The organism is Ruegeria sp. BHSB058 (assembly GCF_059613285.1).
Genome location: NZ_JBXWSF010000031.1, coordinates 1 through 15543, shown reverse-complemented (window position 1 = coordinate 15543; position 15543 = coordinate 1). Strand labels below are relative to the sequence as shown.

14 protein-coding genes and 1 tRNA gene are annotated in these 15543 nt (G+C 57.8%); 5 read left to right on the top strand and 10 right to left on the bottom strand.

The annotated features are described in order from the left end of the window. Positions 1-97 precede the first annotated feature (97 nt). Positions 98-171, top strand: a tRNA-Gly gene (locus AC2FNB_RS10055). A gap of 612 nt (positions 172-783) precedes the next feature. Further along, entirely contained in the window at positions 784-1578 is a 795-nt protein-coding gene (locus AC2FNB_RS10050; protein WP_496746049.1) for a hypothetical protein, read from the top strand. A 103-nt stretch (positions 1579-1681) separates the two neighbouring features. Here AC2FNB_RS10050 and AC2FNB_RS10045 read toward each other — a convergent pair whose 3' ends face one another. The 5 genes from AC2FNB_RS10045 to zwf form a co-directional block, all read right to left on the bottom strand. Continuing rightward, complete coding sequence (locus AC2FNB_RS10045; RefSeq protein ID WP_496746047.1) at positions 1682-2413, bottom strand: SDR family oxidoreductase; 732 nt, start codon at positions 2411-2413, stop codon at positions 1682-1684. A 53-nt stretch (positions 2414-2466) separates the two neighbouring features. Continuing rightward, on the bottom strand, positions 2467-4086 hold the full coding sequence (locus AC2FNB_RS10040; protein ID WP_496746046.1) for a long-chain-fatty-acid--CoA ligase: 1620 nt from the start codon (positions 4084-4086) through the stop codon (positions 2467-2469). Between the two features lie 176 nt (positions 4087-4262). Continuing rightward, positions 4263-5870, bottom strand: a complete 1608-nt coding sequence (gene pgi / locus AC2FNB_RS10035) for a glucose-6-phosphate isomerase (protein ID WP_496746044.1) — start codon at positions 5868-5870, stop codon at positions 4263-4265. A gap of 8 nt (positions 5871-5878) precedes the next feature. Continuing rightward, positions 5879-6550, bottom strand: a complete 672-nt coding sequence (gene pgl, locus AC2FNB_RS10030; RefSeq protein ID WP_480749971.1) for a 6-phosphogluconolactonase — start codon at positions 6548-6550, stop codon at positions 5879-5881. Next, positions 6547-8001 carry a glucose-6-phosphate dehydrogenase gene (gene zwf, locus AC2FNB_RS10025; protein WP_496746042.1) on the bottom strand — a complete coding sequence of 485 codons (1455 nt, stop codon included), beginning with the start codon at positions 7999-8001 and terminating at the stop codon, positions 6547-6549. The genes pgl and zwf overlap by 4 nt, the downstream gene beginning before the upstream one ends. Before the next feature lie 160 nt (positions 8002-8161). Here zwf and AC2FNB_RS10020 point away from each other — a divergent pair, with 160 nt between their 5' ends. Beyond that, the gene (locus tag AC2FNB_RS10020) at positions 8162-9115 is read left to right on the top strand and encodes a radical SAM protein (protein WP_496746040.1); all 954 of its coding nucleotides are present in this window, start codon (positions 8162-8164) and stop codon (positions 9113-9115) included. A 3-nt stretch (positions 9116-9118) separates the two neighbouring features. Here AC2FNB_RS10020 and AC2FNB_RS10015 read toward each other — a convergent pair whose 3' ends face one another. Beyond that, the gene (locus AC2FNB_RS10015) at positions 9119-9817 is read right to left on the bottom strand and encodes a lipid-binding SYLF domain-containing protein (protein WP_480749968.1); all 699 of its coding nucleotides are present in this window, start codon (positions 9815-9817) and stop codon (positions 9119-9121) included. 180 nt (positions 9818-9997) lie between these two features. After that, complete coding sequence (locus AC2FNB_RS10010; RefSeq protein WP_480749967.1) at positions 9998-10414, bottom strand: hypothetical protein; 417 nt, start codon at positions 10412-10414, stop codon at positions 9998-10000. Positions 10415-10642: 228 nt separating this feature from the next. On the opposite strand from AC2FNB_RS10010, the gene AC2FNB_RS10005 reads away from it, so the two are divergent. Then, on the top strand, positions 10643-11398 hold the full coding sequence (locus tag AC2FNB_RS10005; protein ID WP_496746038.1) for an SDR family NAD(P)-dependent oxidoreductase: 756 nt from the start codon (positions 10643-10645) through the stop codon (positions 11396-11398). A 103-nt stretch (positions 11399-11501) separates the two neighbouring features. Here AC2FNB_RS10005 and AC2FNB_RS10000 read toward each other — a convergent pair whose 3' ends face one another. Genes AC2FNB_RS10000 through AC2FNB_RS09990 form a run of 3 tightly spaced genes read right to left on the bottom strand, consistent with a single transcriptional unit; the run spans position 11502 to position 14676 of the window. Beyond that, the gene (locus AC2FNB_RS10000; protein WP_496746037.1) at positions 11502-13310 is read right to left on the bottom strand and encodes an ABC-F family ATP-binding cassette domain-containing protein; all 1809 of its coding nucleotides are present in this window, start codon (positions 13308-13310) and stop codon (positions 11502-11504) included. Positions 13311-13319: 9 nt separating this feature from the next. Then, the gene (locus tag AC2FNB_RS09995) at positions 13320-14153 is read right to left on the bottom strand and encodes a GNAT family N-acetyltransferase (RefSeq protein ID WP_496746036.1); all 834 of its coding nucleotides are present in this window, start codon (positions 14151-14153) and stop codon (positions 13320-13322) included. Between the two features lie 55 nt (positions 14154-14208). Next, a complete protein-coding gene (locus AC2FNB_RS09990) occupies positions 14209-14676 on the bottom strand; it encodes an outer membrane protein assembly factor BamE (RefSeq protein WP_480749963.1) in 468 nt (155 codons plus the stop codon). A gap of 83 nt (positions 14677-14759) precedes the next feature. Between AC2FNB_RS09990 and AC2FNB_RS09985 the strand changes: the two genes are divergently transcribed. After that, positions 14760-15296 carry a YceD family protein gene (locus AC2FNB_RS09985; protein ID WP_480749962.1) on the top strand — a complete coding sequence of 179 codons (537 nt, stop codon included), beginning with the start codon at positions 14760-14762 and terminating at the stop codon, positions 15294-15296. Positions 15297-15543: the final 247 nt, after the last annotated feature.

Sequence of the window (15543 nt, the reverse complement as noted above, 5' to 3'; positions counted from 1 at the left end):
ACACCGGGCGCACCTCCCGGCACAAAAGGAACCGCCGCACCCTGCGTTCCACCGCTTGACGGACCACCGCCGATTGAATATCTCGAAATCACAGAGCGCGGGTATGGTGAAAAGGTATCACGCGAGCTTCCCAAGCTTAAGTTACGGGTTCGATTCCCGTTACCCGCTCCAAGGCTCCTTGATATTTCTCTCTACTTTCAACGCACTATCGCCCACTCTTAATACGGAGCCGCTGAGGCAATTAAGCTGACATGGAAAAACCGGCAACGTCTGGGTGTATTGCAGAGCCTGAGCCCCAGACATTTCCCAAAACCTGAAAACCGAAACGGCATCCATCTTGAACCTGTCAGCATGGCCTCACGTTCCGGGGCCTGTTCACTCTCATTCTACAGCTCGGACAATTGACGACTTTCCACCATGTCCTGGGCTTGCTTGAATGCCGTTTGCGGGACGTGATCATGTGAAAAATGCCAGAAATGTTTCCGTCTCATTCCATCGAGAACACATTCGGCCACTGCGTCCGGGCCCATAGAATCATGGATACGCCTTAGTGTTGCTTTGACACACCAGACATTCTTTAAGTTTCATCCGAGTTTTTCGTCACAGTGTCTTGGTTGAGAAAGGACGGAGAACTCTAAACCCGAGTGGTATAGGATTGCGTCCGAGCACAAGTTGGGTTTGTCTAACGTGAGAGGTCACTAACATGCGATCTGGTGTTTTAATGCCAGGCGCAGATTTCGAGGGATTAAGTCAATAGTGTTCCTTAGCCGATCTACAAATACAATGAAGCTTCAAAGTATCGTACGGGTTTTCGTTGCGTCTACAGCGATTAACCTTCTTCCCGCAATGGCTGGCTCATTTTCTTTTTCCAAGTCTGAATGCGAAATACTGGAGCGTCCAGATTTTCGAGCGGACTATGACTATATGCGGGCAACTGCTGAAGCTTGCATCAAAAGCGGCCGAGGTAACGAGTGTAGCTCCGATCCCGGGAAGTGGCAGGAAAACATTCGCGCTACGCTCTTTTTAGGAGAAATTCTGAACACCCCGATTCTGCAAGATATCGATGATACGTTGCAGGTGTTTGGTGAAGATTTTAGTGAAGCTACTGGTTTAGAACTGAACACTCAGTTGCCGTTTGACGCTTCGGGTAATCCCCAAGATTCGTTTGGCAACATGGTTGTTTTTTTTCTGGATGACCAAGTTGACCGTTACATTCGCCGAACGGGGGCATTTTACCCTCTAGAACGGTACGACGTAATGAGCAGTAAAACTGATTGGTGCTTTGCTAGGGTCTACTTCAAGAACAAAGACATCACACTTGCTCTCTTGGCTGTAGGGCCAGATGTGCCAAAAAAACGAATTCCAAGATGCGTTCTGGAGGAGGTTTTCAATTCGACAGGTCTTACAGGTGATCCGGAAGGTTATGGCTCAGTTTTTGATAAATATTCTCTAGATTACACAGGTGGTATCCCTAAGTTAAGTGAGGATTTGAAGTTGATGATGAAAATGCACTATCATTTTTTTGACTTTGACGCCCAGACAGTGTTCCAAAACCAATGTCAGGCGGCGTTGGAATAACTCAATGCCGCTGGGCGCTGTCAGTTCGTCGCAGCGTCCGGAATTTCGCAACCCATGGATGTTCGTCGCCGCGGCAACAAATCATCAACGTCACGATCCGGTGTTATGTGAAGCGATCTCTGGTTGAACCGCTCCCTACGGCATCTAGGTGTCCGTCGTCAGGGATTCCAGCCTCAATCGCTTCACCCACCATTTCCCTGAATGCACTGGTTTTCTCTGAAACCGGAGCAGGCCTGTGCGTGTAGTCCGGGCGTTCTCCGGCCAAAATATGAGAGCGTGTCGCACCGGGACACAGAACCGACGAAGTGACCTTCGAACCGGACGCCCGCAAATCTCTTTCCAAAGACTGCATCAGGCCGACAACGGCAAACTTTGATGTGTTATACGCCGCCAGAAACGGCACGCCATACAATCCCGACTCGGATGCAGTTGCAAGAATGTGGCCTTCGTTCTGGGCCTCGAACACTGGCAGGAAAACCTGTATCCCGTTAATAACACCCCACAAATTGACGGACAGAACCCACTCCCATTCCGCCATCGTCGTTTCTTGCACAGACGCGAACGGTCCCACACCAGCGTTGTTGCAAAGCAAATGAACAGCACCAAACGCGCGTATCGTCTCGTCTGCTGCACGCTGAACATCTTCCAGCTTTGAAACATCCGCGACGACGCAAATGGATTTGCCTGCAAGACCGGATGCGGTCTCTTCAAGGGCCGCACCGTTATGTCCGACCAGAACAAGGTTCATGCCGGCTTTTGACAAAGCCTGCACAAGACTGCGACCGATGCCGCGTCCGGCCCCTGTTACAACTGCTGTTTTTCCCACGGTTTCCATATTCACCGCTCCATCTGGTCACGGCCTGACAGCCACCGCGTGACACAGGCTGTCTACCGCAACAAAACATCTCCGAATTCATCGCGGAGCTTGCGTTTCAGAACCTTGCCGGTGGCATTCAGCGGCAAGGCATCGACAAACACCGCCTTGTCCGGAATCTGCCAACTGGCGATCTTGCCTTCGAAATAGGCCAAAAGCTCTTGCTCGGTCGGGTCTTCGCCTTCGGCTTTCACCGCGACCAACAGCGGGCGTTCGTCCCATTTCGGGTGTTTCACACCAACAACCGCCGCAGTGGCAAGCTTGGGATGGGCCACGGCGATATTTTCCAGCTCCACCGAACTGATCCATTCCCCGCCGGATTTGATGATGTCCTTCGACCGGTCGCGAATGGTCATGTACCCGTCTGCGTCGATTGTCGCCACATCTCCGGTGGCAAACCAGCCATCCTGCAGAATTTCCTGATCTTCCATGTGGAAATAGCTGTCCAGCACCCAGTGCCCGCGCACCATAAGGTCGCCCTGTGTCACACCGTCATGCGCAAGGTCATTGCCGTCATCATCGACGATCTTCAGATCGACCCCGAATGGCGGGCGCCCCTGGCTTTCGCGCAGCCGGTATTGTTCGTCGATCGGCAGATCCCGGTGCTTGGCCAGCGGTATGTTGGCGCTTCCCAGCGGGCTCATTTCGGTCATGCCCCAGGCGTGAACCGTATCCACCCCGTATTGGTCCCGGAATGTCGCAATCATCGACGGCGGGCAAGCCGACCCGCCAATGATGGTTCTTTTCAGGCTGCCCAGCCTGCTGCCCGATTTCGCGGCAGCGGCCAGCAATCCCTGCCAGATCGTCGGCACGCCCAGCGAGGTTGTCACCTCATATGTATCGATCAATTCGACAAGCGCCTCACCGGTCAGGTTCGGCCCCGGCAGAACCATGCGCGAACCGGACATCGCGCAGGCATAAGGCGACCCCCAGGCATTTACATGGAACATCGGCACCACGGGCAGCACCGTGTCCATCGCCGAGTATCCGATCACATCCCGAGTGTTCGACGCAAAGCTGTGCAGCACGGTTGACCGGTGGGAATACAAGACACCTTTCGGATGCCCGGTGGTTCCCGATGTATAACAAAGGCTTGACGCGGTGTTTTCATCGAAACTGGGCCATTCGAAACCGGCATCCCCGGTTTCGATGAACTCGTCATAAAACAAAAGCCCCGGTATCTGATCGGCGGCGTTCCGGTCGCGCGGCCCCATCAGTATGAAATGGCGCACTTCGGTCAGCTTGTCGTGCAGCGCCGCGATGAGCGGTACAAAGGTCGCATCAAAGAATACCACGCGGTCTTCGGCATGGTTGATGATGTACACCAGCTGCTCGGGGAACAGGCGGGGATTGATCGTGTGACAGACAAACCCAGCGCTGGACGCCGCGAAATAGGCCTCCAGATGGCGGCGATTGTTCCAGGCGATCGTTGCCACCCTGTCCTGCGGTTCCAGCCCAAGACGCGTCAGGGCCGACCCCAGACGATGGGCGTTGACAGCAACCTCACCCCAACTTGACTGCGTGACACCGCCCGTGGTCTCGACAGACCAGATCTCGGTCGTCCCGTGATATCGTTCCGCGTGGTCGATCAAGGACGAGATCAGCAACGGCTGCGTCATCATCTGTCCAAGCATGCAAAATCCTCCCCTTCGGCAGGGCGGTATTCACTCCGCCCCTGCCTGACATCCCTGTCCCGTGGTCCCGGCAAGACACACCGGGGCACACGCCCTCCTGCGTGGAACAGTGCCAATCAATCGATGCCAAGACAACCGCTTAGATTGGATCAGCCAGCCCGGTCGCTCCCGCCGCCTCAGTCCCGGTGCCGAAGTGCATAGGCAACCAGCGCCGCGGTCGAGCCGTCCTTGCCATCGGCGGCAGCCTCACCATCGACGATCGGCCCCAGCGATGTGGCCAGCTCCTTGCCCAACTCGACACCCCATTGATCAAAGGAATTGATCCCGAGAATGATACCCTCGACAAAGACGCGGTGTTCATAAAGAGCGATGATCTGGCCCAGGACATAGGGTGTCAGCTTTGGATACATCAAAGTTGTCGACGGGCGGTTGCCAGAAAAAACGCGATGCCGCGCCTGACGTTCCAGTTCCGCCCCGGTCAACCCCGCTTCCGCCATCCTCGACCGCGCCTCCTCCAGCGAACGACCGCGCATCAATGCTTCGGATTGCGCCAGGCAGTTGACCAGCAACAGCCTGTGATGATGTCTCAGTTCCGGTTCATGCCCCTCGGCCGCGACCATGAATTCGCAGGGGATCACGTCCGTGCCCTGATGGATCAACTGGTAAAACGCGTGCTGGCCGTTCGTACCCGGCTCTCCCCAGACAATCGGCCCCGACGGGAACGGCAAGGCGGTACCGTCCATGGCGACGGACTTTCCGTTCGATTCCATCTCCAACTGCTGCAGATAGGCCGGCAGACGCAAAAGCCTCTGATCATAAGGCAGAACCGCACGGCTGGGGTGACCCAGAACCTGACGATGCCAAACGCCGGCCAGGGCCAGCATCACCGGCATGTTCTCGTGCCAGTCCGCCGATCGGAAATGCAGGTCCATCGCCTGGGCCCCGCGCAAAAAGGCGTCGAACGCCTGGGATCCGACGGCAATCAACACCGGAAGACCGATAGGCCCCCAGACCGAGTATCGCCCGCCAACCCAATCCGCGAAACCGAATACCTGCCCGGACGGAATGCCAAAGGCTTCGGTCCGATCCGCAGCGGAGGAAACGGCCGCAAACTGCAGGGCCGGATCGCCGCCGCCTTCCGTCATCCAGGCCCGTGCCGTACGGGCATTCGTCATGGTCTCGATGGTCGTAAAGGTCTTCGACGCCACGATCACCAATGTGCGCGCGGGATCCAACGGGCGCAGCGTATCCGCGATATGCGCGCCATCCACATTCGACACGAAATGCATCCTCGGCCCGTCATGATACACAGACAGGGCCGCCGTCGCCATGACCGGCCCAAGATCCGACCCGCCGATGCCGATGTTCACGACGTCGGTGAAACTGCCCCCCGCCCCTCGCAACGCGCCGCCACGTATCTTTTCGGCAAACACCCGCATGCGCTGCAGGGTTTCCAGAACATCCGGCATCACGTCCTGCCCATCCACCACGACCGGGCCGCCGTCGAGGTTGCGCAACGCCGTGTGCAAGACCGCGCGGCCTTCGGTTTCGTTGATGGCTGCCCCCGAAAACATCGCCTCGCGGCGCTCGGCCAGTCTTACCGTATCACACAGCGCCAAAAGACGCTTGCGGACATCCTCGTTGATCTGTGTCTTGGAATAGTCGAACAACAGATCGCCGGCAGCGACGGAAAACCGTTCGGCACGGTTCGGATCGGCCTCGAACAGATCCAGGATTTTCCGGTCCCGCGAATGTGCGGCGACACCTTTCAATTCATCGAACATCACCGCTCTCACGCTGCCCAGTGAATGGTCGCACCGCGAAGCACCGCGGTAATCGGGGCGTCTTCGGGAGGAAGCGACATCGCCCGTTCCAGGGCCTCGCGTTTTTCCGCCCCATAGATGACCAGATGTTTGGACAACGCCCCGTCCAGGACCGGTCCGGTCAGCGTGATCCTGGTTTCGGGCTGGGTCTGCGGGCGCGCCACGGCCAGCACTGGCGCGTGGTCGCCCATCGCGTCCATCAGCCCCGGCATTCCCGGAAACAGAGAAGCCGTGTGCATGTCCTCGCCCATTCCCAACACCAGAACCGACAGCGGCAATTCCGGCGCAAGCATGGCCTCAATGTCGGTCAGTACATCCTCTGGCTCGGAACCCGGCACGTATAACGGCAAAAAGCGCGCCGACGACGCGCGGTTCACCAGCAGACGTTCCTTGATCAGCCGTGCGTTCGAGCGTTCGTGATCTTCGGGCACGCAGCGCTCGTCGGTTGGCAGAACATGCACCCTGTCCCACTCGATATCCGCCGCGCACAGACTGTCGAATATCGGCCCCGGCGTGGTACCTCCGGGTACGGCAAATGACGCCGTTTCTTCGTGAAACAATACAGCCTCAAGCTCACCGGCCAGCATGTTCGCCACATCCATCGCCAGCAAATCCCGATCCGCATATTCCTGAATTTTCATGGCTTGATCCCCTGCCAGCGACGACCGTCGCGTTTCATCAACAGTTCGGCGTCACCCGGCCCGATACTGCCACAATCATAGGGTTTGGGCACATCATTTCGCGCCTCCCATCCCGCGATGATCGGATCGGTCCAGGCCCAGGCGGCCTCGACCTCGTCACCGCGCATGAACAACGTCTGGTTGCCACGAACCACATCCATGATCAACCTTTCATAAGCATCGGGCGGATCCTGGTTTTCAGGCCCCAGCGCTTCGGCGAAACTCATGTCCAGCGGAACGTCCACCAGACGCATACCACCCTGCCCCGGCTCCTTGATCGTTACCTTCAGCGTAATGCCTTCGTTGGGCTGCAACCGGATCGACAGAACATTCGCGTGGCGTCCGGCCTCTTCGCCAAAGATTGAATGCGGCGCATCCTTGAACATCACGTTGATGACCGAAGACCGGGCCACCAACCGTTTGCCCGTGCGCAGATAAAATGGCGTACCCGCCCATCGCCAATTGCTGATATGCGTGCGCAGCGCGACATAACTTTCCGTGCTGGAACGCGGATTTCCCACCACATCCCGATATCCGGTCAGCCCTTGTGCGGTCGCAAACTGCCCTCGCACGATGTGATGCGGCAAGACCGGATCAAGCGCGCGGATCACCTTGAGCTTTTCGTCCCGAACCGCGTCAGGATCGAACTTGGCGGGCGGCTCCATCGCGATCAGGCACAAAAGCTGCATCAGGTGGTTCTGCATCATGTCCCGCATCGCGCCGGCGCGGTCGTAATACTCTTCGCGCCCGTCCACACCGACCGTTTCAGCAACGGTAATCTGAATGTGATCCACGTATTGGCTGTTCCACAGCGGCTCGAACAGCATGTTGCCGAACCGCACCGCCATCAGGTTCTGAACCGTTTCCTTCCCCAGATAATGGTCGATCCGGTAAATCTGCCGTTCCTGGAAATGACCCGCCAATGTCCTGTTCAAATCCCGGGCACTGGCAAGGTCATGGCCGAACGGCTTCTCGACCACGATCCGCGTTTGGTCGGTGACCATGCCATGCGCTTCGATCCGCTCGGCCAGCGCGCCGAACAGGCGCGGCCCGACCGAGAAATAAAAGGCCCGAACCCTGTCCGGCGACAGGCGCTGGGCAAGCTCCCTCCATCCTTCCGATCCCTGCGCCTCGATTCGCACATATCCGACACGTGCCAGGAATGCCTGCAGGGCCTGCCCGTCTTTCGCCCGCTCCCCGGCGTGGTCTTTCAGGAATCCTCCGACAAGTTCGCGATAGCCTTCATCGTCAAGATCGCTGCGCGCAGCCCCCAAAAGCAGCACATCATGCGGCCATTGCCCCGCACAAAAGCGCCGAAACAACGCCGGAAGGATCTTGCGCCGGGCAAGATCGCCCGTACCGCCAAAAATTACGAGGTCGAACGGATCAACCGGAATAACGCGTGAAACCATAACTTGTCCTTAACGTCGATCTGGTTGCCTGTCCAATGTTAGCGCAATCATAACCCTGCTCTCTTCAAATCAAAACTCTGTCAGCACCTGATGGCCTACTTTAACTTTCTTCCCGCGTCAGGCTAGAACGAACCGACAAGTTCAACAGCCGGATGTGGGTATGAAAGACAACGTGTTGCACAAAGCAAACCTGGGCAAGTTCCAGGACAGATACGTGACAGCCGACGGACAAACCCGCGCGTCCGTCCGCCTGAGCGACCCCCGGACCCTGTGGTTCAATACCGGAACCCTGTGCAACATCGAATGCGCCAATTGTTACATCGACAGCAGCCCCACCAATGACGCGCTGGTCTATATCACCGCCGCAGAAGTGCGCGAGTACCTCGACCAGATTGCAGCCCGCAACTGGCCGATCCGCGAAATCGGCTTCACCGGCGGCGAACCATTCATGAATCCGCAAATCATCGACATGGCCCGCGCTTCGCTGGAGCGGGGATTCGAGGTCTTGATTCTGACAAACGCCATGCAGCCGATGATGCGCCCGAAAATGCGCGACGGGCTGATCCGCCTCAAACAGGATTTCGGAGACCCCCTGACATTGCGCATCTCGCTTGATCACCCCCGACCGGAACTGCACGACACCGAACGCGGCACAGGCAGTTTTGACAGAACACTCGAAGGCATGAAATGGCTGCGTGACAACGGGATTCGGATGACCATCGCGGGCCGCACCGTCTGGGGCGAGACAGACGCCGAAAGCCGCCAGGGCTATGCTTCTTTCTTCAAGGAACACGGCATGGACATCGACGCCAACGACCCCGGCCAGACCGTGCTGTTTCCCGAAATGGATGAAACCGTCGAAGTGCCCGAAATCACAACGGCCTGCTGGGGCATTCTGAACAAGGCGCCAACCGACGTGATGTGCGCAACCTCGCGTATGGTGGTCAAACGCAAAGGGGCGTCGAAACCGGCTGTTCTGGCCTGCACCCTGCTGCCCTATTCGCCGGAATTCGAATTGGGCTCCACGCTGGAAGACGCCGAGGCGGACGTACATCTGAACCATCCCCATTGCGCCAAGTTCTGCGTTCTGGGCGGGGCCAGCTGCTCGGCCTGACCCCTAGTTCAGTTCCGGCGATTTCCAGTATTTCGTGCCAGACGCGCTCGCCGCGACGCGCCACCCCTTCTTGCTGAGCACGAAAAACGTCCGGCCATCGACGAATCTGGCCGCTTCCTGAGTGGTGTCGTCGCCGAACATCGCCCCGGTTTCCGCTGTCGCGTCGTATCCCTCGGTCACGAACTTGTCGAAATCCGCCTGCGTTTCGAACAGGATGACGAACTGGGTCTTGAAACCACCGATCCCCAACGAAGCGCCAACACCGCCGGTTCCCATGTTCATATACGTCCGCCGGGCATCAAGCCTGGACACCGCAACGCCGCGCCCGTAACCGGCAGATACCGGGAACACGGTCACCTTGCGCGTGTCGAACGCCGCATATCCCTCGCTGATTTCGAACAGCTGGGCCGCATCTGCATTCTCGGTCAGGAGCCTTGCCAGAATGTCGTCCGCCATCGCGTCGAGCTTCGCGCGCGTCTCCTCCGGCGTGGCTTCGTTCGTGACCAGTTCGGCGGTCGAGTCGACCGTGTCACCGACGGCCTCCGCTCCCTTTTCCAGCGCTTTTCCGGCCTTCTTGGCCCCGCGCCCCACGGCATCCGCTGTATTCTCTGCCCCCTTCTTGACCTTGTCCAGAAACCCATCGGCCATCACAGGACTGCTCAAAGCAGTCAAAACACCCAAAGTGATAACAAGTCTGAGCATGAATTCCCCCGTGATTCGACCAACAGTTCCCCGACAATACCCAACCCGGTTTCAAATTGGCGTTCTTTCGATGCCCGGAAAGAAATCGCAAAGCTGGATCAGGCAGCCGCCGGCCCGGCGCGTGGCCTGCGCCCACGAATTGCTGCGGCCAACCCTGTCTTGGCCGGGGCCGGTGCAAAATCACCGCATTGGCAGGCGCTGCTTGGCATTCGGCATGCCCAGCACTTTCTTGTGCGCCTTGATCCAGTCGCTCAACTGCTTTTCAAATCCTGCAACGCTCTTTTCCATGTAACGCTCGATCAACGAGTTCGATTTTGCCACCTTGCAGTTCTTCAGGTCCTTGGACCGCAGCTGCGCCGCCACGCGCGCGCTCTTTTCTGCCGTCTTCATGACCAGCTGCAGCTGATTCCGCATTTTCGCTTCGGCCTGCAAATAGGCCTGTTCAGCCTTGCGCATGTCCTCGACCAGTTTGATCAGCCTGTCGTTTTCCTTTTTGAACTTGTCATGCTGCCTCAACAAACCATCCCCAACCTGAACCCAGGCAGTCCGGCATTTCTCGTCAATCCTGATCTGCGGCGTATGCCATAATGCATCCATCGAGTTTCCCCCCTCGAACTGGTTTCCGATCCCAAACGGCGGGCATTATGCACCGGTTGCGAAAATTGGCCAAATACACCCCTTCGCCGCGATCTGCTGAATGAACACTCAACCGCCTTGCCCCCTGCGACCCGGATACTCCAACACGCCTGGCCGCATGAGAGGTGGACAGATACACAGGATTGCATTATTTGAACACCTGTTCATATCCGGGGAGAGGAACCAGAAATGCAGCTCAGCACCACCGCCGTCATCGTCACCGGAGGGGCCTCGGGCCTTGGCGAGGCCACCGCCCGCTATTTCGCCACAAACGGCGCGCAGGTCACCATCTTTGACCGCGATGTCGAGCGCGGTCAAAATGTCGCCGCCGAGATCGGCGGGCATTTCGCCGAAACCGATGTAACCAGTGAAACGTCGGTCGCCGCCGCCATCGCCAATGCCGTCGACAAGATGGGGCGGATCACCGCCGCCGTGAACTGCGCCGGGATCGGCACCGTCGGCAAGACGCTGGGCAAGGACGGCCCGCTGCCGCTCAAGACCTTCGACATGACGATCGATATCAACCTGATCGGCAGCTTCAACGTCGCCCGCCTCGCCGCCGCCGAAATGGCAAAGAATGAACCGGATGAAAACGGCGAGCGCGGCGTGATCATCAATACCGCCTCCATCGCCGCCTTTGACGGACAGAAAGGCCAGGTCTCCTACTCCGCCTCCAAGGGCGGCATCGTCGGCATGACCCTGCCGATGGCCCGCGACCTTGCCCGTGACAGCATCCGCGTCATGGCCATCGCGCCCGGCATCTTTCTGACCCCGATGCTGCTGGGCCTGCCGCAAGAGGCGCAGGATCAGCTTGCCGCCGAGGTCACCTGCCCGCCGCGTCTGGGCCGCCCCGAAGAGTTTGGCCGCATGGCCGGCTTCATCGTCGAGATGGGCTATCTCAATGGCGAGGTCATTCGCCTCGACGGCGCGTTGCGGATGCGCTGAACGGTTCTGACGAAACGGCCCGGAGCTATGCTCCGGGCCGGTTTTCATATGTACATTTTGGACAACCGGGGTCTGAAACCCGGTACAATTCGCACAATCCGGCTCAACCGGCCTCGGCCTTCTCTTCCAGCATCAGCCATTCCTCCTCGGCTGCGGCCAGCTTTGCCTGCCGCTCGACCAGCGCCTCGGTGGCCTTCTGAAACTTGACCGGCTCACGGGTGTACAATTCCGGATCCGACATGAACTCCTGCAACTTTCCGATCTCGGCTTCCAGCCGTTCGATCTCCTTTGGCAGCTTTTCAAGCCGGTGTTTTTCCGAGAATGTCAGGCCCTCTTTCGGCTTGACTTCCAACTTTATCTTTGGCGTTGATGCCTTTGTTTTTTCTTCTTTTTTTACAGTTTCATCACTGCGCTGCGCGATATAATCCGACCAACCTCCGGCATAGACGACGGCACGCCCGTTGCCCTCCATCGCGATCGTGGTGGTGGCCACCCGATCCAGAAAATCCCGGTCGTGGCTGACCAGAAGGACGGTGCCGTCATAGTCGTCCAACAACTCCTGCAACAGATCCAGCGTTTCCACATCCAGATCGTTCGTCGGCTCGTCCAGCACCAGCAAATTCGACGGCTTCGCCATCAGTTTCGCCAGCAGCAACCGCGCTTTTTCCCCACCCGACAACGACTTGACAGCCGCCCTTGCCTGTCGTTCGTCAAACAGAAATTCTTTAAGATAACCAACGACATGCTTGGGAATGCCGCGCACCATGACCTGGTCTGCCTTGCCCGAAACACGCATCTCCGGATCGCCTGTCAAACTGTCCCAAAGGCTCATCTCGGGATCAAGTTGCGCCCGGGTCTGATCGAATACCGCCACTTCCAGATTGGTGCCTGTTGCTACCGTTCCGTCGTCCGGCTCAACTGTCCCCAGCAACATATTGAGAACAGTTGTTTTTCCAACACCATTCGGTCCGACAAACGCGACCCGGTCACCACGCTGGACCAGCAAATCAAAGTTGCGGACGATCTGCTTGCCGTCGAAGCTTTTGCTCACGCCCTTGGCGTCAATCACCTTGCGACCGGATTTCGGACCTGATTCCAAAGACATAGCCGCAGATCCCTGCCGCTTGATCTGAGCCGCACGTTCGGCTCTCAGCGCCTGCAGCGCCCGCACCCGTCCCTGATTTCGCTTGCGCCGCGCACTGATGCCTTCGACCGCCCAGCGGGCCTCGGATTTGATCAGCCGATCCAGCTTGTGGCGCGCGGTGTCCTCTTCCTCCCAAACTTGATCCCGCCAGGCCTCAAAAGCCTCGAAACCCCTCTCTTGCCTACGAACCATTCCTCTGTCTATCCAAAGGGTTGCGCGCGTCAGCTCACGCAAGAATGCGCGGTCGTGCGAGATCAGGACATAGGCCGCACGAGTGGCCTTCAACTCATTTTCCAGCCATCGGATCGCCTCGATATCCAGATGGTTCGTCGGCTCATCCAACAGCATCAGATCGGGGGCTTCGGCCATCAGCTTGGCCAGCGCGGCCCGTCGCCGCTCACCGCCCGAAGCGGTGTTTACCGCATGGGCGGGATCGAATTTCAACCCTTCCCCAGCGCGCTCCACCTTGTACAACTCGCCGGGCTCCAACCCGCTCGATGCATAATCCCCCAGCGTCGCAAAACCCGACATATCCGGATCCTGCTCCATGTAACCAACTGATTTACCTGGAGGAATAACGATATCGCCTGAATCCGGCTCCACCAGTCCGGCCATCACTTTCATCAGGGTCGACTTGCCCGATCCGTTTCTCCCCACCAAAGCGACCCTGTCGCCCGGCTGGATTACCAGATCGAGATCGGAAAAAACCGGATCACCCCCGAAAGTCAGGGAAATGCCGGACATCTGCAACAAAGGAATTCTCGCCATTCCCGCCAGCTAAACCGGAGCGCTCACCGCGTCAACGGCCTGTGCTTCTTCCTGTTCCAAATACCCGGCGACTGAACGCAACAAGCGCTTGCGCGACGCAGGGATCGCGCCGATTTCAAGCCCGGTAAAGACATGCAGCGTGTTCATGTACCGATCCACAACCGCGTGATCGCCAACCCAACCGCCCATCGCCAGATATGCCCTGAGCATTGGCGGCATCCTCAACATCGCCTGCTTCACATCCGGCCGCCTCCTCAGCCGCGCGGCAAACCGGAATACATCCGGCGACTTGACGCGCGGTAGCCAGCGTTTCGGGCCGAGGTGTCTGTCCTTCAACATGGCAAACGCATCCAGGTATTGCCTGGTTTCAGTGCCAGCAAACGAAGAGCACCCAAACAGCATTTCCACATTGTACCGGTCCACGAAAACCGCCATCGCCCCCCATGCGACCCGCAGAATATCAGGGTCATTCCAATCGGGGTGTACACAGAACCGTCCCATTTCAACCATACGTCCGGTGAAATCGTACAACCCCGAAAGGTCATAATATTGTGCGGAATAACTGCGATGAATGTCACGTCCGCAGTCAAGCGTCAGCATCCTGAAGCAACACACGATACGCCCGTTCGCGCGCATGTCCTCAATCAGGACATGTGTACAGCGTTGATCGAATTCGTCCTGATCCAGCACTTTTGATTTGAACGCAAGACTACGCAATGCCTGTGCGTCAGCGACATCCCCAGCCGAAGAGGCACATCGCGCCCTATAACGTCCTTTGTCCACCAAAACCGTTTCTGCCAAGGTTGACTTCCCCGCAGCGCCGCCCGGATCACGTAAGCACATTCGCTGCGTCACGCAAGCGGCGACAAGGGCAAATCGGCATAACAATAGGCCATTATCAGTTCAACGCGTTTGCCGGGTTGAAGCTTCCGATGCTGCCTAACAACTGACGCAGGAAGGTCTTGTCCTCCACGCTGGAACTGGTCACTCGACGCTCGAGCGGCACGACGATCCCATCTTCCAGCGTATAGCGCTCGATATTGCGTAGCACGCCTCGCTGGTCAAAGGTGATGGCTACCAGCTCCCGCGACACAACCTCGGGCTGTTTCGGGCCATAATGACGGAACCGGGACACGACATAATAATACCCAGAATCCTTCAACACCCCGGATGCCCCCGGTGCGCCGACCGCTTCGATCACGCTATCGCGGGTATCAACCCCAACTTTCAGTTCAGCCAGTTCGGCCTGGCTCGGAGCATAACCGTGCTTCTTGTATATCGGCGTACAGGCCGTGGCGACAGCCAGACAGGTCCCGAATGCGATCACCCGGATTGCCGGTGTCAGCAGATCATTAAACTTTACCATCCAGAACCTCTTGCCTTGGCGCCACGCGGCTTCTATCCGATTACAGAAACCAACGCGCCGGTTCAACACACGAAAGATCCCGGATGAGAGACCAGACACCCCTTCGGGTCGCCGACCTTGCCCAAAACACGCCAACGGAGTTCCACCTGCGTCCCGACGCATCTGAACTGGAACGCATCAGAGATGAAATGGACCTGTTGGGCTTGCGTAAACTGAGCTTTACAGGAGAGCTTCGGTCACGAGGAAAACGCGATTGGGTTCTTTCGGCAAAGCTGGGCGCAACCGTGGTCCAGCCTTGCGTGATCTCTCTGGAACCTGTCACCACCCGCATCGATTCCGATGTGCGCCGCGTGTTTCTGGCCGATTGGCAGGAACCAGACGAAGCCGAGGCCGAAATGCCCGAAGATGACGAGACCGAGGCACTGGAAGCATTCATCGATCTCGACACTGTGATGATTGAAGCGCTGTCTTTGGCCTTGCCACAATATCCTCGCAAGGACGGTGCCGATCTGGGTGAAGCAGTATATACGGAACCGGGAAAACAAGCCATGACAGACGAGGACGTAAAGCCGTTTGCGGGTTTGGCCGAATTGCGCAAGACGCTGAAAAAAGACAAGTGACATAAAGCCCGAGACCTGTCATAGCAGGCGCTCAGAAAAACCACTTGAACATGACGAGAATCGCAGTATTTTCGCGCGCTCATCGGATTTTGGGTTGGACATCGTGAGGGCAGTGCCCTAAACGCGCGTCACGCCACGAGAAAACGAAGAATGTAACCCGGCCGGCGGCAGATCCGCAGGCCCCAGTCAGACAAAGGTTGAGACAATGGCTGTCCAACAGAACAAAGTTTCCAAGTCGCGCCGCAAC